The sequence below is a fragment of the Halorubrum sp. SD690R genome (genome assembly GCF_005435035.1).
Classification (GTDB): Archaea; Halobacteriota; Halobacteria; order Halobacteriales; family Haloferacaceae; genus Halorubrum; species Halorubrum ezzemoulense.
Genome location: NZ_SGTV01000006.1, coordinates 138,756 through 157,301, shown reverse-complemented (window position 1 = coordinate 157,301; position 18,546 = coordinate 138,756). Strand labels below are relative to the sequence as shown.

Annotated in this window: 20 protein-coding genes; 7 read left to right on the top strand and 13 right to left on the bottom strand. The window is 72.3% G+C overall.

Annotated elements, in window-relative coordinates:
- Positions 1 to 148: twin-arginine translocation signal domain-containing protein (locus tag EXE41_RS19590; RefSeq protein ID WP_137690509.1), on the bottom strand; the 148-nt coding region annotated here is incomplete at its 3' end.
- A gap of 83 nt (positions 149 to 231) precedes the next feature.
- Here EXE41_RS19590 and EXE41_RS05885 point away from each other — a divergent pair.
- The 3 genes from EXE41_RS05885 to hisB all read left to right on the top strand — a co-directional run bounded on the left by EXE41_RS05885 (position 232) and on the right by hisB (position 2,947).
- Entirely contained in the window at positions 232 to 1,071 is an 840-nt protein-coding gene (locus EXE41_RS05885) for a hypothetical protein (protein WP_137690508.1), read from the top strand.
- An 86-nt stretch (positions 1,072 to 1,157) separates the two neighbouring features.
- Positions 1,158 to 1,910: a 1-(5-phosphoribosyl)-5-[(5-phosphoribosylamino)methylideneamino]imidazole-4-carboxamide isomerase gene (gene hisA / locus EXE41_RS05880; RefSeq protein ID WP_137690507.1), complete on the top strand. Its 753-nt coding sequence runs from the start codon at positions 1,158 to 1,160 to the stop codon at positions 1,908 to 1,910.
- Between the two features lie 440 nt (positions 1,911 to 2,350).
- Complete coding sequence (hisB, locus tag EXE41_RS05870) at positions 2,351 to 2,947, top strand: imidazoleglycerol-phosphate dehydratase HisB (protein ID WP_094552662.1); 597 nt, start codon at positions 2,351 to 2,353, stop codon at positions 2,945 to 2,947.
- 17 nt (positions 2,948 to 2,964) lie between these two features.
- Here the strand turns inward: hisB and EXE41_RS05865 are convergent, their stop codons facing one another.
- Entirely contained in the window at positions 2,965 to 3,186 is a 222-nt protein-coding gene (locus tag EXE41_RS05865) for a hypothetical protein (protein WP_049932077.1), read from the bottom strand.
- 140 nt (positions 3,187 to 3,326) lie between these two features.
- Here EXE41_RS05865 and EXE41_RS05860 point away from each other — a divergent pair, with 140 nt between their 5' ends.
- Together EXE41_RS05860 and EXE41_RS05855 are read left to right on the top strand one after the other, a co-directional pair.
- Positions 3,327 to 4,223, top strand: a complete 897-nt coding sequence (locus EXE41_RS05860; protein WP_137690506.1) for a YkgJ family cysteine cluster protein — start codon at positions 3,327 to 3,329, stop codon at positions 4,221 to 4,223.
- A gap of 99 nt (positions 4,224 to 4,322) precedes the next feature.
- Positions 4,323 to 6,107: an L-aspartate oxidase gene (locus tag EXE41_RS05855; RefSeq protein ID WP_137690505.1), complete on the top strand. Its 1,785-nt coding sequence runs from the start codon at positions 4,323 to 4,325 to the stop codon at positions 6,105 to 6,107.
- Positions 6,108 to 6,134: 27 nt separating this feature from the next.
- Here the strand turns inward: EXE41_RS05855 and EXE41_RS05850 are convergent, their stop codons facing one another.
- From EXE41_RS05850 to larE, 8 genes are all read right to left on the bottom strand, one after another.
- Entirely contained in the window at positions 6,135 to 6,428 is a 294-nt protein-coding gene (locus EXE41_RS05850; protein ID WP_086216055.1) for a hypothetical protein, read from the bottom strand.
- The gene (locus EXE41_RS05845) at positions 6,425 to 7,081 is read right to left on the bottom strand and encodes a GNAT family N-acetyltransferase (protein WP_086216054.1); all 657 of its coding nucleotides are present in this window, start codon (positions 7,079 to 7,081) and stop codon (positions 6,425 to 6,427) included. Before EXE41_RS05845 ends, EXE41_RS05850 begins: the two co-directional genes overlap by 4 nt.
- A gap of 71 nt (positions 7,082 to 7,152) precedes the next feature.
- Positions 7,153 to 8,295 (bottom strand): Brp/Blh family beta-carotene 15,15'-dioxygenase, encoded by a 1,143-nt coding sequence (locus EXE41_RS05840; protein WP_086216053.1) that lies wholly within the window; start codon positions 8,293 to 8,295, stop codon positions 7,153 to 7,155.
- Positions 8,288 to 9,124: a lycopene cyclase domain-containing protein gene (locus EXE41_RS05835; RefSeq protein WP_086216052.1), complete on the bottom strand. Its 837-nt coding sequence runs from the start codon at positions 9,122 to 9,124 to the stop codon at positions 8,288 to 8,290. The genes EXE41_RS05840 and EXE41_RS05835 overlap by 8 nt, the downstream gene beginning before the upstream one ends.
- Positions 9,125 to 9,229: 105 nt before the next feature.
- Complete coding sequence (gene serB / locus EXE41_RS05830) at positions 9,230 to 9,880, bottom strand: phosphoserine phosphatase SerB (RefSeq protein ID WP_049932087.1); 651 nt, start codon at positions 9,878 to 9,880, stop codon at positions 9,230 to 9,232.
- An 84-nt stretch (positions 9,881 to 9,964) separates the two neighbouring features.
- Entirely contained in the window at positions 9,965 to 10,153 is a 189-nt protein-coding gene (locus EXE41_RS05825; RefSeq protein ID WP_086220441.1) for a hypothetical protein, read from the bottom strand.
- A 97-nt stretch (positions 10,154 to 10,250) separates the two neighbouring features.
- Positions 10,251 to 10,454, bottom strand: a complete 204-nt coding sequence (locus EXE41_RS05820) for a hypothetical protein (RefSeq protein WP_049932090.1) — start codon at positions 10,452 to 10,454, stop codon at positions 10,251 to 10,253.
- A gap of 108 nt (positions 10,455 to 10,562) precedes the next feature.
- Positions 10,563 to 11,525, bottom strand: coding sequence for an ATP-dependent sacrificial sulfur transferase LarE (larE, locus tag EXE41_RS05815; RefSeq protein ID WP_089308494.1), 963 nt, complete (start codon positions 11,523 to 11,525; stop codon positions 10,563 to 10,565).
- A 155-nt stretch (positions 11,526 to 11,680) separates the two neighbouring features.
- Between larE and EXE41_RS05810 the strand changes: the two genes are divergently transcribed.
- Positions 11,681 to 13,708 (top strand): helix-hairpin-helix domain-containing protein, encoded by a 2,028-nt coding sequence (locus tag EXE41_RS05810; RefSeq protein ID WP_137690504.1) that lies wholly within the window; start codon positions 11,681 to 11,683, stop codon positions 13,706 to 13,708.
- Between the two features lie 32 nt (positions 13,709 to 13,740).
- Here the strand turns inward: EXE41_RS05810 and EXE41_RS05805 are convergent, their stop codons facing one another.
- On the bottom strand, positions 13,741 to 14,124 hold the full coding sequence (locus EXE41_RS05805) for a RidA family protein (protein WP_137690503.1): 384 nt from the start codon (positions 14,122 to 14,124) through the stop codon (positions 13,741 to 13,743).
- Between the two features lie 159 nt (positions 14,125 to 14,283).
- On the opposite strand from EXE41_RS05805, the gene EXE41_RS05800 reads away from it, so the two are divergent.
- Positions 14,284 to 14,532, top strand: coding sequence for a hypothetical protein (locus EXE41_RS05800; RefSeq protein WP_049932095.1), 249 nt, complete (start codon positions 14,284 to 14,286; stop codon positions 14,530 to 14,532).
- Positions 14,533 to 14,576: 44 nt separating this feature from the next.
- On the opposite strand, the gene EXE41_RS05795 is transcribed toward EXE41_RS05800, so the two are convergent.
- Complete coding sequence (locus EXE41_RS05795) at positions 14,577 to 15,434, bottom strand: hypothetical protein (protein ID WP_137690502.1); 858 nt, start codon at positions 15,432 to 15,434, stop codon at positions 14,577 to 14,579.
- Positions 15,435 to 15,506: 72 nt separating this feature from the next.
- Positions 15,507 to 18,458: an excinuclease ABC subunit UvrA gene (gene uvrA / locus EXE41_RS05790; RefSeq protein WP_137690501.1), complete on the bottom strand. Its 2,952-nt coding sequence runs from the start codon at positions 18,456 to 18,458 to the stop codon at positions 15,507 to 15,509.
- Positions 18,459 to 18,546: the final 88 nt, after the last annotated feature.

The window sequence follows — 18,546 nt, the reverse complement described above, 5'->3', positions numbered from 1 at the left end:
CGTCCCCGCCGTCGCCCCCGTCGTCGACCTGCTCCGCGCTACAGCCGGCGAGCGCGACGGCCCCCGCCGCCCCGGCCGCAGTCAGGAACCGCCGTCGGGTGTGTGGCCGAGCGCGTCGCCGCCGTGTCCTGCTTTCGTCGTCGGTCATCACTCGGTTGTTGTACTCGGTGGTTACATAAGGGATCCGGGTCGGGGCGACACCGATTTCCCCGTCGCGGCCGTCGAATTCGTATGAAGCAGCGTCCGACGAACGGATCTGCGGCGACGCCGCCCCCACGCGAGACGACCACCCGACGCCGCCTGATCGCCGGCGGCGCGGCGGTCGGCGTCGCCGGGCTCGCCGGCTGTCTCGGCGCCCGCGACGGGCCAGTCCCGGCCCCCGAGGTGACGAGCGACCGGATCGACGACTGGCGACGGACCGACGAGTTCGAGCGGACGGTGTTCGAGCGGTCGTACGGTCCCGTCACCGTCCGGGCGCTCGAACACACGGGAGTCTACGAGTACGCGCCCGTCGCGGACGCGCTCGCCGAGACGCTCGGCGGGTCCGGGTCGCCGGTCGTCTTCTTCGCGACGCGGATCGACCTCCGGCCCGCCGTCGACCGACTCCCGGCCGAGATCGGCCGCGAGCGGATCATGCGCGAGGTGGAGGCGGCCGCGACCGACGCCTTCCGCGGGCAGCTCCGGAGCGCCGGCATCGAGAACGTCGAAATCGCCGACGAGGGGATCTCCACCGTCCGGTCCGGCAACACGGCGACCGTGTGGCGGCTGACCGGCGAGTACGCGCTCGACGGCGAGGTCCCGCTCCCGGACGGGACCGCCGCGGGACTCGATCGACCCCTCGACATCGGGGCCCGCCTCGGCGTCTGGCACGACGGAACCGACGTGATAGTCGCCGGCGGCGCGTATCCGACCGATCCCCTTCTCGACGCCTTCGACGCGGCGCTGCCGGACTCGATCGACGCCGAGAGCGCTGTGCGACGGCTCGCCGGCGCCGAGAGCGCCGAGGCGCTCGCGACCGACCCCGCCGCCTACGACGAGGACGTCTCGCAGTTGCTCATCTCGGTGGTGTGAGCCGACGGCCCCCCGGAGCCCCCCGCTCGGCCCTCCTTCCGCCTCGAACCGACCCGTTTAATCGCCGTCGCGGGCTTCAGTCCCGTATGAGCCACTTCTCGGAGTTCGAAGTGATCCCCGCCGTCGACGTACAGGACGGCGAGGTCGTCCAGTTGGTCGGCGGCGAGCGCGGGACGGGCAAGCGCTACGGCGACCCCGTCGCGGCCGCCGAGCGCTGGGTCGAGGCGGGGGCCGAAACCCTCCACCTCGTCGATCTCGACGGCGCGTTCGAGGGCGAGCGCGTCAACGCCGGCGCGCTCGAGTCGGTCGTGGACGCGGTCGGCGGCGACGGCGCGGACGCGGTCGGCCTCCAGCTCGGCGGCGGCATCCGGGCCGCCGAGGGCGCGCGCGCGCTGCTTGACTTGGGGCTCGACCGCGTCATCCTCGGGACCGCGGCGGTCGAGACCCCGGATATCGTCGCGGAGATCGACGAGACCCACCCGGGGAGCGTCGTCGTCAGCCTCGACGCGAAGGACGGCGAGGTCGTCGTCTCTGGCTGGACCGAGGGGACCGGGCTCGACCCCGCCGAGGCCGCCGCCCGCTACGAGGAACTGGGGGCCGGCGCGATCCTCTTCACGAACGTCGACGTGGAGGGGCAGCTGGATGGGATCGACCGCGAGGCGGTCGCGAGCGTGGTCGACGCGGTCGAGATCCCGGTGATCGCCTCCGGCGGCGTGGCGGCGGTCGACGACGTGGTCGCGCTGAAGGAGGCGGGCGCGGCCGCGGTCGTCGTCGGGACGGCGTTATACGAGGGCGAGTTCACGCTGCGCGAGGCGCAGGACGCGGCGGACGAGATTTAAATCGACTTCGCATTTACCGTTGATTGCTTATAATAACTGACTGCGGATCGCCGGCGAACACCGCCAAAGCCCCAGCCGCGAGGACTCGCGCGCCTCGTTGCGCGCTTCACTCGGTCGCTCACTCCGTTCGCTCCCTCGCTCCAGTGCTTACGTCGTCGTGCTTCGTCCTCGCGGCTGCCCCTTTGACTCCCACCCGACCGCACCGCAACCGCGCCTCACACCTCCCCAGCCTCGCGGCTCCCTCCGCTTCGCTCCGGTCGCCGCGTCCCTCGCGCGCGCTGCCTCGCGGCCGCCGGTGGCGACCGCTCGCAGGCACGCGCCACCGCACCGCCCGTTTATAACCATTCCCTCGACTCCCGCACCACGTCCGCTCCTCTCTCGCGGATCCGGAACCCCGCCACACCCGCAACCGACTTACGAATCCCCCGCGACGGGCCGGTATGAGCGACCACGACCGGACCGCGGCCGTCACCCGCGAGACGAGCGAGACGACCATCGAACTCACGCTCGCGGTCGACGGCGACGGCGACAGCGAGGTCTCGACGGGGGTCGGCTTCTACGACCACATGCTCGAATCGTTCGCGAAGCACGGCCTGTTCGACCTCACGGTCCGCTGCGACGGCGACCTCGACATCGACGACCACCACACCGTTGAGGACGTGGCGATCTGCCTCGGCGAGGCGTTCGACGAGGCGCTCGGCGACAAGCGCGGCATCCGGCGGTACGCCGACCGCCGCGTCCCCCTCGACGAGGCGGTCGCGAGCGTCGTCGTCGACGTGGCGGGGCGGCCGTACTACGAGTTCTCCGGAGAGTTCTCACAGGAGTCTGTCGGGGAGTTCACCAGCGTCATGGCCGACCACTTCGCGCTCTCCGTAGCCCACAACGCCGGGCTGACGCTCCACGCCGCGGTCGAGCGCGGCGACAACGCCCACCACGAGGTCGAGGCGCTGTTCAAGGCGCTGGCGCGCGCGCTCGACGACGCCACCCGGCTCGACGAGCGCCGCAGCGACACGCCAAGCACGAAGGGCGAGCTCTGAGGCGGCGTCCCTCGGGGTCACTCGGGCGCGGCGAACTCGTTGTACTCCCCGTTGTGGTATACGAGCTCGCCCGTCTCTTCCAGCTCGTGGAGCAGGTCGAACACCTCGCTGTACTCGTGTTCGCGGTCGTACTCGACCGCCAGCCGCTGGACGACCACCCCCGGCGTCACCGCCGCGGCCTCGTGTTCTCGGACGATCCGGACCGCGAGCCGCCCGAGTTCCGCCCGTTCCGAGTCCATCTCGTGACGACGTTCGGCCGGGGTCGGCAAAACTGTCCGGGTCCGGGACGCGCCCGGTTCGCGTCCCGTCCGGACTCGGTTCGCGTCCGGTTCGCGTTCCGCCGACAACTTATCACACTGCGAACCGTTGGCAGGGCCGTATGGAACTCCGCTGTGAGGGCTGCGCCGGCTGCTGCGTCGACTGGCGTCCGCTCGATCTGGCCGCGGCGGGCTCAGACCGCACCGGGCCTCGTCCCCCGCTCGACGATGCCTACGACCTCGTCCCGCTCACCCGCGACGAGGTCGTAGGCATCGTCGACGACGGCCTGGGCGACGCCCTGGTCCCCCGGCTGTTCGAGCCGGCCGAGCGCGACGAGCGCGTTCGGATCGACGGGACCGACCTCGCCGCGATCGACGGCCGCCCCGTCTTCGTCGTCGGCCTCCGGAAGCCCCCCAAACCGGTCGCACCGATCGGGACCGACGAGCCGCGCTGGCTCGGCGCCTGCGCCTTCCTCGACCCGACGACGCTCCAGTGCCGGATCCACGGCGACGACCGCTACCCGCGCACCTGTTCGAGCTACCCGGGTCACAACCTCGAACTCGACGCCGAGACCGAGTGCGAGCGCGTCGAGGCCGCCGGGGGCGGGGACCGGCTCCTCGACGACGAGCCGGCCGACGACCTCCCGGCGCCCGCGTTCGGCCCGCAGGCGCTCGGCGCGACGGTGTTCGCGTACCCCGACCCGGAGGACCTCGACGGCGTCGTCGCCCGGCTCCGCGACGGCGGGGCGACCGCCGACGACCGCGCCCGCTTCGCCGGCGCCGCCGTCGGCTCTCGCCCCGGATCGCTGTCGGTGACGCGCGACCGCATGGCCGAGGCTCGGGACGACGCCCGCGAGGCCGACTCGTGGGTCGGGTCCGCGATCCGCGAGTGGACGGAGCGCGCCGGCGCCGACGGCGAGCGGGTCGGCCTCGACCGCGACGCGCGCGACCGCCTCGCCCGCGCCGTCGAGGACGACGCCGGCGCGCCCGGCACGCCCGGCTGGGACGCGGAGCGATAGGGGACGCGCCGACCGTCCTCGGTCGTGTGTTCGCGCCGCCTTCGCGCGCGCACGCACACGCGCGTGAAGCTTACCCGTCTCCGGACCCTCCGTTCGAACATGGACGAACGAGCCCCGACTGACGAGCCGGTCGAGTACGCGCGAGAGGACGTGTCCGTCCTCGTCGTGGGCGCCGGCGCCGCCGGCGCGCGCGCGGCGATCGAACTCGCCGAGCGCGGCGTCGACGACGTGCTCGTCCTCGGGAAGCGCGGACACGGCGACGCCCACACCACGTGGGCTCGGGGCGGGATCAACGGCGCGCTCGGGACCCACGACCCCGAGGACTCGCCCGCGATCCACGCGGCGGACACCCTCAACGAGGGCCACCTGATCAACGATCCCGGGAAGGTCGAGACAGTGACCGCGCAGATGCCCGAGCGGCTCCGCGAGCTCGACGACTGGGGGATGGCGTACTCCCGCACCGACGACGGCGCGATCGACCAGCGGTTCTTCGGCGCGCAGTCGTTCCGCCGGACCGCCTTCGCCGGCGACCACACCGGCGAGTCGCTGCTGAACACGCTCGTCGACCGCGCGCAGGCGCTGTCGGTCCCCTACCGCGAGAACGTGATGATCACGAAGCTGGTCTCCGACGGCGAGGCCGTCCACGGTGCGGTCGGCTTCGACATGGACGACGGCGAGTTCGTGCTGTTCAACGCGGGCACCGTCGTTCTCGCCGCCGGCGGCCACGCGGCGATCTACAACCGGCACACCTCCCGCGACGACGAGAACAACGGCGACGGCGCGGCGCTGGCCTTCGACGCCGGCGCGTCGCTGATGGACATGGAGTTCATGCAGTTCCACCCGACGGGGATGGCCGTCGACGAGGCCGACCCCGAGTGGGCGCCGTGGAGCGGCCGCCTCGTGACCGAGGCCGTCCGCGGCGAGGGGGGCCGCCTGTTCAACGCCGAGGGCGAGCGGTTCATGGAGCGCTACTCTCCGGACCAGATGGAGCTCGACGCCCGCGACGTGGTCGCCCGCGCCATCGCCCGCGAGATCGGCGAGGGGCGCGGCACGGAGCACGGCGGCGTCTACCTCGACATCTCTCACCGCGACGCCGACTTCATCGAGGAGCGGCTCCCCAGAATGTACGAGCGGTTCCAAGACCTCGGCGTGGACATGGCCGAGGAGCCCGTCGAGGTCGCGCCGACCTCCCACTACGGGATGGGCGGCGTCGCCGTCGACGACCACGGCGAGACCGACGTTGACGGCCTCTTCGCCATCGGGGAGACGATGGCGGGCGTTCACGGCGCGAACCGCCTCGGCGGCAACTCGCTGGCCGAGACGGTCGCGTACGGCGTCGTTGCGGGCGAGCGGATCGCCGACCGCGTCGACGGCCCGGGCGAGGTGCCCGACGCCCTCCGCGAGGAGACCGTCGAGCCGCACCTCCGCGACCTGCGCGCGATGGCGGACAACGACGGCGCCAACGATGTCGACGCGGTGCTCGCCGACCTCCGCGAGCTGATGTGGGAGCACGCGGGCATCCTCCGCGACGAGTCGTCGCTCCGCGAAGGACTCGACCGCCTCGCCGCCGTCCGCGACCGCGCCGCGGACATGCGCGTCGGGCCGGTCACCAGCGAGTCGTTCGAGCTCGCCGTCGACGCCGGCTTCATGCTTGTCGCCGCCGAGGCGGTCCTCCGCGGCGCGCTCGAACGCGAGGAGTCGCGCGGCGCGCACTACCGCACCGACCACCCCGACACCGACCCCGACTGGCGTCGCAACGTCTACTTCGATGCGGCCGACGTCGGCGGCATGACGCTCCGCACCGAACCGGTCAATCAGCCGAGCGACGCCGTCCAGGCCGCCCTCGACGAGGGCCACGAGCTGGACTACCACCAGCTAGAGTAGCGACGGCCCGCTCCGCTCGTCCCTCCTTCACCCGCCCCGCTCCCGGTACCAGACGCGCTCGCCGACCGGCGACTCGCCGTCGTCGATCGGGAGCCGGCTCACGAACAGGTCCCGCACGGCGAGCGTGAGCGTCAACTCGACGGGCTCGCCGCGGTCCCCGTCTGCCACCGCTTCATCTCCTCCCTCCTCTCGCTCCGACACGGTCGGCCGCACCGTCACGACGCAGTGGCCGTCGCGCTCGCCGATCGATTCGACGACGCCGACCGACCACTGGTCGACGTGGTGCGACGGTTCCCTGGCGTGGACGCGGTCGTGGTTCACGACCGGCTCGCCTCCGCGTCGGTCGCGTCGCCCGCGACGCGCCGCACGGCGAGCGCGCCCTCGCAGGTACACGTCTCCTCGCACTTCGGGCACTCCGCCGCGGGGCGCTCGATCGGGTCGCGGTGGATCGTCTCGTAGCCGTGCGCGTCGAACAGCTTCTCCGGGGAGTCGTCGCCGCCGTGGTACCACGAGTCCGCGAGGAACAGGTCGACGCCCCGCTCCGCGCCGGCCTCGTGGAGGCGACCGAGCAGCCGGCTGCCGATCCCCCGACCCGTCGCGCCCTCCCTGACGTACCCCATTTCGAGGTGGCCGTACCGCTCCGCGGCGGGCAGCAGGTCGGGGTCGTCGAAGAAGTACATCTCGTCGGCGACGGCGGTCGGATCGGTGAACTCGCGGAGCGCCATGACGCCGAGGATCGCGCCGTCCCGGTCGCCCTCGCCGTCGACCGCGTCGGTTCGGTCACTCTCGCCGTCAACCGCGTCTCCCGCCGACTCGACGGCGTCCCCCTCGACCGCGACCAGCACGTGGTACGTCGGGTCGTCGATCCCGAGGTCCACGCCGTAGGAGCTCCCCTCGGTGAAATGAGAGGTGATGAGCGCCTCCAGCGGCTCGGCGTCGCCCGGTCGCGGCTCGCGGATCGCGATCTCGTCCATCTACCGGACGGACGCCGTCGCCGACCAAGAGCGGTGCGGTGCCGGCACCGGCCGCCTCCGGTCGGCGCCGATCAGGCCCCGGCGCCCGGCCGCCAGACTCCCTCCCGCCGGTCGAGCCACGCCACGACGACGACGTGCGGGAGCGTCATGGCGGCGATGGCGACGAGCGACACGGCGAGCAGGTCGCCGGGCGCCGCCACGCCCGCGGGGACCGAGACGCCGACCGCGCCGACCACGAGGAACCCGCCGAGCGTGAGCGGCGCCGCGTCGCGCCCGAAGCGGGCGAGCGCGCCGACCGCGTCGCCGGCCGACGCCGCGCTCGCCGCCGCTGGGTCGACGAGGACGAGCCGGCCGACGTGCCGGAGCGCGTGCCACAGCGCGAAGTACACCCCGATCGCGAACACCGGCGCGGCGAGCAGGAACCACGCCCACAGCACGGCCAGCTCGCCGGCGTCGCGGCGCCAGCCGCCGGCGTCGCGCCCGCTCCGAACCCGCCGGTAGCCGAGCCCGACCGACGCCAGCGTCGCGGCCGCCATCCCGACGCCGACCCCGGCGCGGACCGCGGGCGCGAACAGGGGGTCGACGGCCGTCGCGGCCGCGCCCGCGTCGACGAGGAACAGGCCGACGATCCACTCGGCCACCAGCCGGTACTCCTCGGGGTGCGCGAGGAGCGGGACGCCCATCGGGAGGCCGCCGCGGACGATAAGCGCCAGCCAGCGCTCGGCCGAGGTGGGGAGGTGGTCGACGCCCGCAATCGCGAGCGTCGCCACGTCGCCCTGCCCCCAGTGGAGCCACGTGAGCGCGATGAACCCGACGAACGCGGCGACGGGCGCGGCGAAGAAGGCCGCGACGACCGCCCCGCCGAGGACCGCGTAGCCGACGGAGACGACCGCGATCGACCGCCGGAGCGACACGCCCGGCGCGGCCCGTAGGGGGACGAGGTGGTCCACTGCGCCGTGCGCCATCCCGACGGCGAGGGTGCCGAGCGCGAACGTCGCGACGCCGAGTTCGACCGGAAACAGGGGGGTCGCGGCGCCGACCGGCAACAGCGCCGCCAGCGCCAGCGCCGGACGTCGCGCGAACCACCGGTCGACCCGCTCGGCCGCCGGGTCGGCGTCGCGCCCGTCGCCGACGCTCTCGTCGGCCCCGCGTCCCGCGGTCGCGACGGACCGGGCGTCCGCCGCGCTCCGCGACGCCTCCGACGCCTCAGTCATCGACTACGTCCGGGTCCGGGTCGGCCGGGGACTCAGGGCCGCGAACGTCCCGCTCGGGCTCCGACCCGGCGCCGGCGACAGCGTCCGCCGCCGCCCCGCGGCGGTCGTTCCAGTCGAGCACCCACTCGAACAAGACGAGGCCGTTGATCGTCATCACTCCCGCGGCGACGAAGAACAGCATCTCTTCGATCGGGAGGCCGAGGACCGCGATCCCGGTCGTCAACTCCGGCGAGAGGTACCACGTCCCCATGCCGATCGCGATCCGGTCGGCGACCCAGAAGTACGCCGCCGGAGCGAGCGTCGCCGTGATCCACAGCCGCGGCGTGCGCGCGAGGTAGCCGCCGCCGACGCCCCACTGGAGCGCGAGGACGGGCCCGACCCACGCGATCAGCCCGCCGAGGTACAGGAACGACGGGTCGAGCCACGCGAGCCCCAGCCCGACCGGGACCATCGCGAGGCCGACGAGGACGCCGGCGGCCCGGGGCACGCGGTCGAAGTCGCCCTCGCGGAACGTCGGATCGAAACCGATCCGGTGGAGCGCGAACGCGACCACGATCGTCTGGATCGCGAAGAACAGGTACTCGCCGAGCGGGATCGAGAGCGCCCGCGCGACGACGGCGCCGTCCGCGTACCCCCAGGCGCCCCGGCGGATCATGTAGCTGATCCACGGGGTGGTGTAGGCGTACGCGATGGCGACGAGGATCGCGATCCCACCGACCGCCCGGCGCTGCCGCGTCGCCTCGTACCGCGGGGCGAGGTACCACAGCAGCGCCAGCACGGGGAGACTGAAGACGAGGTGAAACTGGAGATACGTCAGCGTCGGTAGCATCGGACCACCCCGGCGAAGACGCTCATGCCAACATATCGCCCCCGTTTCTGTTTAACCCTTCAGCCCAACGTGGTCAGGTATCGCCGGCCCGAACCGGTTCGGTGATCAGTCCCCGGCCGCGAGGACGCCGTGCGCCTCCAGCACCTTCCCCAGCCGGTACATGGAGGCGACGACCGAATCACAGACCGGCCGCACCGCGGACTTCGGGACGAAGCCGACCGCTAGGCCCGCGACCTCCAGCATCGGGAGGTCGTTCGCGCCGTCGCCGACCGCCACCGTCTCGCGCATCGGGACGCCGACCTCGGCCGCGAGGTCGGCGAGCGCGTCGTCCTTCGTCCCCTCGATCAGCGGTCCCTCCGCCTCGCCGGTGAGGGCGCCGTCCGGTCCGGTCGGCAGTCGGTTGGCGACGATCGTGTCGACGGCGACCCCCTCGCGAGCGAGCGCCGCCTCGACGCCGCGCTCGAACCCCCCGGTGAGGACGGCGACGTGGTGCCCCTCGTCGCGGAGGCGCTCGATGAGACGCGCGGCGCCGGGCCGGATCCGCACCGCGTCGAACGCGTCCTCGACCTCCGCCTCGGGAAGGGCTTCCAGCAGCTCCGCGCGCCGGTAGAGGCTCTCGGCGTAGCTGAGTTCGTCGTTCATCGCCCGCTCGGTGATCTCGGCGACCTCGTCGGCGACGCCCGCCCGCTCCGCGAGCAGGACCGTCATCTCGGAGTCGGAGAGCGTCCCGTCGAAGTCGAACGCGATGAGACTCATGGCGTCCGTTCGTCGCGGCGGGGCCTTGAAGCGCGCGGTCGCCCCCGATTTTCACCGGGGGAGCGCCTCTCGGACACGGCCCGCTCACAGCCGCTCGCCGCGGTACTCGAAGTACCTGACCTCCTCGGCGCACCAGGCGCAGCCGCACTCGCTGCAGTAGCCGCTCCGCCCGGTGAGCCGATCGGGGTGGGTGATCTCGATGCCGCGCTGGAACCGCTCCGCGAGCTCGTGGTATCGGTCGCACTCCTCCCAGAACGACGCCGCAGCGGCCATCGCGTCCGTTTACGTGAAACTCGTATTTGAACGGTACTCCGAACTCGCCCCCGCCCGGCCCCTTTCGGCCGCGTCGCAGCGGCTCGCGCCGCCCTCCTCACTCGCCGTCAGCGTCGGCGAGGAACTCCACGTCGCCGGCGATGACCGCGCTCGCGATGACGCCGACGCCGACCACGGTGGCGACCCCGAGGGTGGTCATCGTCACCGAGAGCGCCGAGCCGCCGATCGCGACGCCCACGAACGCCCCGACGGCCCCCCCGACGCCGCCGGCGATCACCGCCAGCGTCTGTGCCTCCCGCATAGGTGTCGCTTTAGTAACACGGGTTATAAGCGTTCCCGCCGGGTTCTCTCCGGTGATAACGCCGCCCTCATTCCGGCGCCGGTGCCGCTCTCGGCGGTCGCCGGCGCCTCAGCGCGGGTACCGCCGCCCGAGGTCGGCGCCGTCGTCCGCCGCGTCGCTCCCGGCGGGCTCTCCGTTCGCGTTGTCGGAGTTCTCGTCGCCCGCATCCCCGTCGCCCACCTCCTCGCCGCCCGGACTCACGCTCCCGGTTCGGTAGCCGGCCATGTCGAGGGTGACGTACTCGAAGCCGAGGTCGGTGAGGTGTTCGTGGACGGCGTCGGCGAAGGCCGGGTCGAGCGCCCGCTCCAGTTCGTCGGGGGCGATCTCGACGCGTGCGAGGCCGTCGTGGTCGCGAACCCGGAACCCCTCGAAGCCCCACTCGCGGAGCACCCGCTCCGCCTTCTCGACGCGGGTCAGCCGCTCCTCGGTGACCTCCAGCCCGGTCGGGATCCGCGAGGAGAGACACGCCATCGAGGGCTTGTCGGCCACGGAGAGGTCGCGAGACTCGGCGATCGCGCGGACCTCCGCCTTCGTGATCCCGGCGTCGAGCAGCGGCGAGAACACGTCGAGCTCCTCGACCGCGCGGAGCCCCGGTCGGTGCCCCTCGCCGGGGTCGTCCGCGTTCGTCCCGTCGCAGACGGTGTCGATCCCCAGCTCCTTCGCGGTCTCGTACATCCGGCCGAGCCGCATGGTCCGGCAGTGGTAACACCGGTCGCCGTCGTTGGCGACGAAGTTCGGGTCGTCGAGCTCGGAGAACGTCACCGTCTCGTGGCGGACCCCGATCTCGTCGGCGACTCGCTTCGCGTCGTCGAGCTCCGCCGCGGGGAGCGTCTCGCTGCGGGCGGTACACGCCACGGCGTCGTCGCCGAGCGCCTCCGTTGCCAGCGCGGCCACCACCGCGGAGTCGACGCCGCCCGAGAACGCGACGAGCACCCCGTCGCGCTCGCCGAGCGCCTCGCGGGCGGTCGCCGCCTTCGCCGCCGCCTCGGGGTCGAGCGACCCGTCGCCGACGGCACGCGCGTCCTGACTCATGGCAGGCGTTGGCGACGAGCGCGAAAAAGGGCGTCGCACCCGGCGCGCTGGTCCTCGCTCTGAGACGCGCGCCGCCCCCCGACCCGCCGGACGCCGCGGGGATCCGCGGGAGCGACCCGCACGCTTTACACCGTTGCCGTGATACCGGCGGGTAGATGGAGCTGGAGGCGATCCCCGGCGTCGGCGCCAAGACGGCCGCTTCGCTGCGCGAACTCGACGACCCGGTCGCGACCGTCGAGTCCGGCGACGTGGCCGCCATCGCCCGCGCGCCGGGCGTCAACGAGGCCCGCGCGGCCCGCATCGCTCGCGGAGCGATCCGGCGCCGCCACGGCGACGACGGTCGCGTGCTGGCCACCGACCGCGCCCGCGAGCTGTACCGGGAGGCGATCGACCTGCTGCGCGAGCGCACCGTCACCGACTACGCGGCGAAGCGGCTGGAGACGTTCTACCCGAGCGCGTCCGCCTCGCGGATCGCGGAGGCGCAGTCGTTCGCCGCCGACGCGGCCGACCGCGACCCCGACCCGGCGGTCCGCGAGGCGCTCGCGGACTGCGCGCCCCTGTCGGACCCCCCGACCGTCCGCGTCCGCGACCGCTGCCTCGCGACGGCCGACGCCGAGACGCTCGCGCGCGCCGAGGCGGAGGTCCCCGAGCTCTCCGTCGAGACCGTCGAGGACGCGCGTGATGTCTCCGAGCTGGGCCGCTCGTACGCGTCCGTGATCGTCTTGGACGAGTCGTTCGCCGGGCTCGACGTGGAGGGCGACGTGAGCGTGCGGCCGGACGCGCTGGAGGCGCCGGCGGAGACGGTGCCCGAGCGGCTGCTCGCCTTCTTCGCCGAGAACCGCGACCGGCTGGAGGCGGCCGCGGCGGTCCACGAGGCGGCCGCGGCGGCCGGCGACCCCGTCTCGGGCGGCGGCCCTCCGGTCGCCCTCGACCGCCTGCGCGACGCGCTCTCGCGGCTCGACGACGACGGCACGATCGCCGGCGACGCGGAGCTGGACCGGCTCACCGCCGCCGTCGACGACCTCGACGCCGCGGTGTCGACGGCCGCCTCCGTCGCCGACGACCGGCTGCGCGAGGCGATCCGCGAGCGCGACGTCACCATCGAGGGGACCGACTTCCTCTCGCTCGTCGAGCAGGGCGCCCGCGTGGACTCCCTGCTGGACCGCGAGCTCGCCGACGAGTACGACGCGGCCGTCGACGCCGCCCGCGAACACCTCGCCGACGCGCTCCGACTGGAGCCCGAGGAGGCGGAGCTCGCGGAGCGCGTCTTCGGCGGCGACCCATCTTTCCCGGTCGACCACGACGAGAGCGCCGTCTCGCGGCTCCGGACCGAGCTCTCCGCGGCCCGGGACCGCCGGGCGGCGAAGCTGAAGGCCGACCTCGCGAGCGACCTCGGGGACCTCCGCCAGCCGGTCGAGGAGCTGGTCCGCGACGCCCTGGAGCTCGACGTCGAGCTCGCCGTCGCGCGGTTCGCGCGCGACTTCGACTGTACGCTGCCCGAGGTGGTCGAGCCGGCGGGCGACGACGGTGGCGAGGCCCCGCCCGCCGGCTTCCGCATCGAGGGCGGTCGCTCCCCGCTCCTCGACGTCGACTTCCCCGATGTCGAGCCCGTCGACTACGGCGTGTCGGGCGCGACGCTGCTCTCCGGGGTGAACTCCGGCGGGAAGACCTCGACGCTCGATCTGGTCGCGCTGGTCGTCGTGCTCGCGCAGATGGGGATGCCCGTGCCGGCCGAGTCGGCGACCGTCGAGCGGTTCGAGGAGATCCACTACTACGCGAAGTCGCAGGGCACCCTCGACGCCGGCGCGTTCGAGGCGACGTTGCGGGACTTCGGCGATCTCGTCGACGGCGCCGACGGTCGGCTGGTCTTGGTGGACGAACTCGAATCCATCACCGAGCCGGGCGCCTCCGCGAAGATCATCGCGGGCATCTTGGAGGCGCTCGACGATCAGGACGCGACCGCCGTCTTCGTCTCGCACCTCGCCCGCGAGATCCGCGCCGCCGCCGACTTCGAAGTCGCGGTCGACGGCATCGAGGCCGCGGGGCTCGTCGACGGCGAACTCCGCGTGAACCGCTCGCCGAAGAAGGGGCACCTCGCGCGGTCGACGCCGGAGCTCATCGTCGAGAAGCTCGCGGACGACCGCGGCGGCGAGTTCTACGGCGACCTGTTGGAGAAGTTCTGAGCCGGGAGCGGGTCTCCTCCCGCCCCGAGAACTCAGTCGCCGCCGTCGAGATCCGCCGTGACCGTGATCTCGACGTCGAGCGGCGCGGGGAGCCGAGACACCTCGACGCAGGTCCGCGCGGGGTACGGCTCCGAGAGGAACGACCGGTACGCCTCGTTCACCGCGTCGTAGTCGTCCATGTCGGTGAGGTAGACGGTCGCCGACACGATCGCGTCCGGGGTCGTCTCGGCCGCCTCCAGAATTGCGGCGACGTTTTCGAGCGTCTGCGTCGTCTGTTCGCCGACCGAGTCGGGCGCCTCCCCCGTGTCGGGGTCCACGCCCGTCTTCCCGGAGACGTGGACCGTGTCGCCCGAGACGATCCCCTGCGAGTACGGGCCGAGCGCTTCCGGGACGTCGTCCGTCGTGATCTCTCGCATGACCGGGGCGACGGCGCGCCGCGGCATCAAGATGCGGGTCGCGGGGGTCGCCTCGGCCGCTCCGACACCGCCGCGAGGCGGTCGCCCCGACCCACGCCCCGTCCGGGCGTTCGTCGCCCCGACGACATATTCATACAGGCTCGGTCGGAATCGAGCCGTATGCCAGCCGTGTCCCCGTTCGGCGTCCTCCTCTTCGCGGCGCAGGTCGGCGTCGGCGCTCAGGTGTCCCGCTTGCTCCCCGACCGTGACCGCGCCCGTCGCGCGGCCGTCGGGCTCGCCGTGGCGGTACTGGGTCTCTTGATCCTGTTCCGCTTCGGTTCCATCGCGGCGCTCACCGTCGACCTGATCGCGCTCCTCGTCGTTGCGAGAGCCGTCGGATCGCCCGGCCGTCGGCCGACGGCGGGGTAACGCGACGGTCTCGGCGCCGCGTCGTCCCGGTTACGATCGCACCCTCAGAGCCAGACGAGCCGCCACTCGCCGTCCGCGGTCGCGACGAGCCACTCCAGTTCGAACTCGTCGCTGTCGCCGTCGGTGACTGTCACCGAGACGACCGCGTTTTCCGCGGCGACGGTCTCGATCGTCTCGTCGTCCGCGGCCCCGGCGAAGAAGTCCGAGACGCTCCGGACGCGCTCGGCGTCCACGTCCTCGGCGACGACGGCGGCCTCGACGAGCCCCTGACGCCGCGCGCCGTCGAAGAGGCCCGGCACGTCCGCCGCCACCTCGCCCAGCGGCGACGCGGGGTGCGAGAGCTCCCGGACGTCGTCGGCGAACGCCGCCGCGCTCTCGGCCTCGCCCGCCCGCTGGTAGTACTCCCTGACGACTGTCACCGGTCCCTCCGGTTCGCCGGGCCACACGACGCCCCACTCGCCGTCGTCGGTCGCGACGAGCCACCGACGCTCGAACTCGCCCCCGTCGCCACCGACGACGGTCGCCGAGACGACCGCGTTCTCCGCGGCGATCGACTCCAGCTCCTCGTCGGTGAGCGAGGCCGACAGAAATCCGGATATCGAGCGGATCCGGTCGGCCGAGACGTTCTCCTCGACGACCGCGGCGTCGGCGAGCTCCTGTCTCACCGTGGTGTCGAACGCCATCGGCACGTCCTCGGCGAGCGTCGAGAGCGGGGAGACGGGGTGCGCGAGCGCCGGAACGTCCGCCGCGAACGCCTCTGCGTCTTCGCTCGCGCTCGCCCGCCGGTAGTACGCCTCGACCGCCGCCGCGGGACCGCCGGCGCCTTCGGCGGTGGAGGAGCGCCCGGCCGCGAGCGCGAGGACCGCTGCGCCGCCAACGGAGAGGAACGACCGTCGTTCCATGACCGTGTGTCAAGCGATGTCGAGCAAAAGTTCTTTTCCCAATTTCACCCCGAAAGCCGCCACAGACGCCGCTCAGTCGTCGTCCGCGACCGCGGGCTTCCGACGGTCGTCGCGGGGGCCGTCGAGGTCCACGTCGGGCAGCATGTCGCGGAGGTAGCGCCCGGTGTGCGAGGCGTCTTCCCGAGCGATCTCCTCGGGGGTACCGCTCGCGACGAGTTCGCCGCCGCCGTCGCCGCCCTCGGGGCCGAGGTCGATCACGTGGTCGGCGTTCTTCACGAGGTCGAGCTCGTGTTCGATGACGACCACGGTGTTGCCGGCGTCGACGAGGCGGTGGAGCACGTCGATCAGCTTGCGCTCGTCCTCCTTGTGGAGCCCCGTCGTCGGCTCATCGAGCAGGTAGAGCGTGTCGCCGGTCGCGCGCTTGCCGAGCTCCTCGGCGAGCTTGACGCGCTGCGCCTCGCCGCCCGAGAGGGTGGTGGAGGGCTGGCCCAGCTCCATGTAGCCGAGCCCCACGTCCTTCAGCAGTTTCAGGCGGCGTTCGAGCCCGCGGTGGCTCTCGAAGAAGTCGTACGCCTCCGCGACGCTCATGTCGAGCACGTCGGCGATGGTCTTCCCCTTGTACTCCACGTCGAGCGTCTCGTCGTTGTAGCGGGCGCCGCCGCACTCCTCGCAGGGGACGTACACGTCCGAGAGGAAGTTCATCTCGATCTTGACGGTCCCCTGCCCGCCGCACTCCTCACAGCGGCCGCCTTTCACGTTGAACGAGAAGCGGCCCTTCTCGTAGCCGCGGCGCTTCGAGAGCTTCGTCTCCGCGAACAGCTCTCGGACGTGGTCGAACACGTCCGTGTACGTCGCGGGGTTCGACCGCGGCGTCCGCCCGATCGGCGACTGGTCGATGAGCCGCACCGTCTCGACCCCGTCGAGCCCCTCGATCGCGTCGTGTGCGCCGGGATCGACCGAGGTGTTGTCGTTCATCTCTCGCGCCAGCCCCTTGTAGAGGATGTCGTTGACGAGCGTCGACTTCCCCGAGCCGGAGACGCCGGTGACGGTCGTCAACGTGCCGAGCGGGATCGGCACGTCGAGGTCCTTCAGGTTGTGCTGGCGCGCGCCCGTCACCACGAGTTCGCCGTCTGGCTCGCGCCGCTCGTCGGGCACCGGGATCGACTTCCGGCCCGCGAGGTAGTCGGCGGTCACCGACTCGTCGGTCCCGACCACCTCGTCGAAGTCGCCCTGCGCGACGACCTCGCCGCCGCGCTTGCCGGGGCCGGGGCCCATGTCGATGATCTCGTCGGCGCGCCGCATCGTCTCCTCGTCGTGTTCGACGACGAGCAGCGTGTTGCCCAGGTCGCGGAGCCCTTCGAGCGTGTCGAGCAGCCGGTCGTTGTCGCGCTGGTGGAGGCCGATGGAGGGCTCGTCGAGGACGTAGAGGACGCCCACCAGTCCGGAGCCGACCTGCGTCGCGAGCCGGATGCGCTGGCTCTCGCCGCCGGACAGCGTCGACGCCTCGCGGTCGAGCGTGAGGTACTCCAGCCCGACCTCCTCCATGAAGCCGAGCCGCGCGCGGATCTCTTTTAAAATCTCCTCGGCGATCGTCGTCTCGCGCTCGTTCAGCTCCGCCTCCATTCCCTCGAAGTGCTCGCGGGCGTCGGCGATCGACAGCTCGTTCACCTCGGTGATCGACGTGCCGGCGACGAGAACGTGCCGCGACTGCTCCTTCAGTCGGGTGCCCTCGCACTCGGGACAGGTGGTCACGGCCATGTACTCCTCGATGTGGTCGCGGGCGCGCTCGGAGTCGGTCTCGACGTGGCGGCGCTCCAAGTTGGGGATGACGCCCTCGAAGCGCTCCGTCTTCTCGCGCGTGCCGTTCTTCGTCGTCCACTCGAAGTGGACCATCCCGTCGGTGCCGTAGAGGAACTGCCGCCGGATCGACTCGTCGAGCTCCTCGAAGGGCGTGTCGAGGTCGACGCCGAAGTGCTCCGCGACGTTGTCGAGTTGGCGCGAGTAGTAGGTGCGGTCGTAGCTCCACGGCTCGAACACGTGCTTCAGCGGCTTCGAGGGGTCCTCGACGACGAGGTCCTCGTCGACCTCCTTCGTCGAGCCGATCCCCTCGCACTCCGGGCAGGCGCCGTACGGACTGTTGAAGGAGAACGAGCGCGTCTCGATCGCGGAGAACTGTACGTCGGAGTTGGGGTTGCCCAGCTCCTCGGAGAACTCGACGACGAGGCGGTCGTCGCCGTCGGCGTCGGCCGCGAGCGATCCCGTCGAGCGCGCGTTTGACGCGAAGGGAACGTCCTCGGGCGGGTCGGGGACGATCAGCTTGAGGACGCCGCCCGCCTCCTCGAGGGCGGTCTCGACCGAGTCGGTGATCCGCGAGCGCGCGTCCGAGGCCACCCGAACGCGGTCGACGATCACGTCGATCGTGTGGTCGTAGTTCTCGTCGAGGTCGGGGTCGTCGAGGGTGAGATCGACGGGCTCGCCGTCGATCTCGACGCGGCTGTACCCGTCGCTCACCAGCTCCTCGAATAAGTCCTCGAAGGCGCCCTTCTGGTCGCGGACGACCGGGGCGGCGATCTTCGCCCGCGTGCCCTCGGGCAGGTCGAGGATCTGCTTCACCATGTCTTGGGCGGACTGCTCGCCGACCTCCTCGCCCGTGACGGGGTCGTACTGGGTGCCGATCCGGGCGTACAGCAGCCGGAGGTAGTCGTGGAGTTCGGTGACGGTCCCCACCGTCGACCGTGGGTTGTTCGCCGCGTTCTTCTGGTCGATCGAGATCGCCGGCGAGAGCCCCTCGACAGACTCCACCTGCGGTTTGTCCATCTGTCCGAGGAAGTTGCGCGCGTACGCCGACAGCGACTCGATGTAGCGGCGCTGTCCCTCTGCGTAGACGGTGTCGAACGCGAGCGACGACTTCCCCGAGCCAGAGAGCCCGGTGACGACGGTGAACTCCTCCCGCGGGATCCGGACGTCGAGGTCCTTGAGGTTGTGTTCCTCGGCGCCGCGGACCTCGATGTAGTCCTTGCTCATTTCACTTCGTCCGTTGCGGGCGCGCGCGGGAATAGTCGTCGGTCGCGGGGACCGGCAGCGCCCGTTCTCGCCGTCGGCCGCGCCGAGC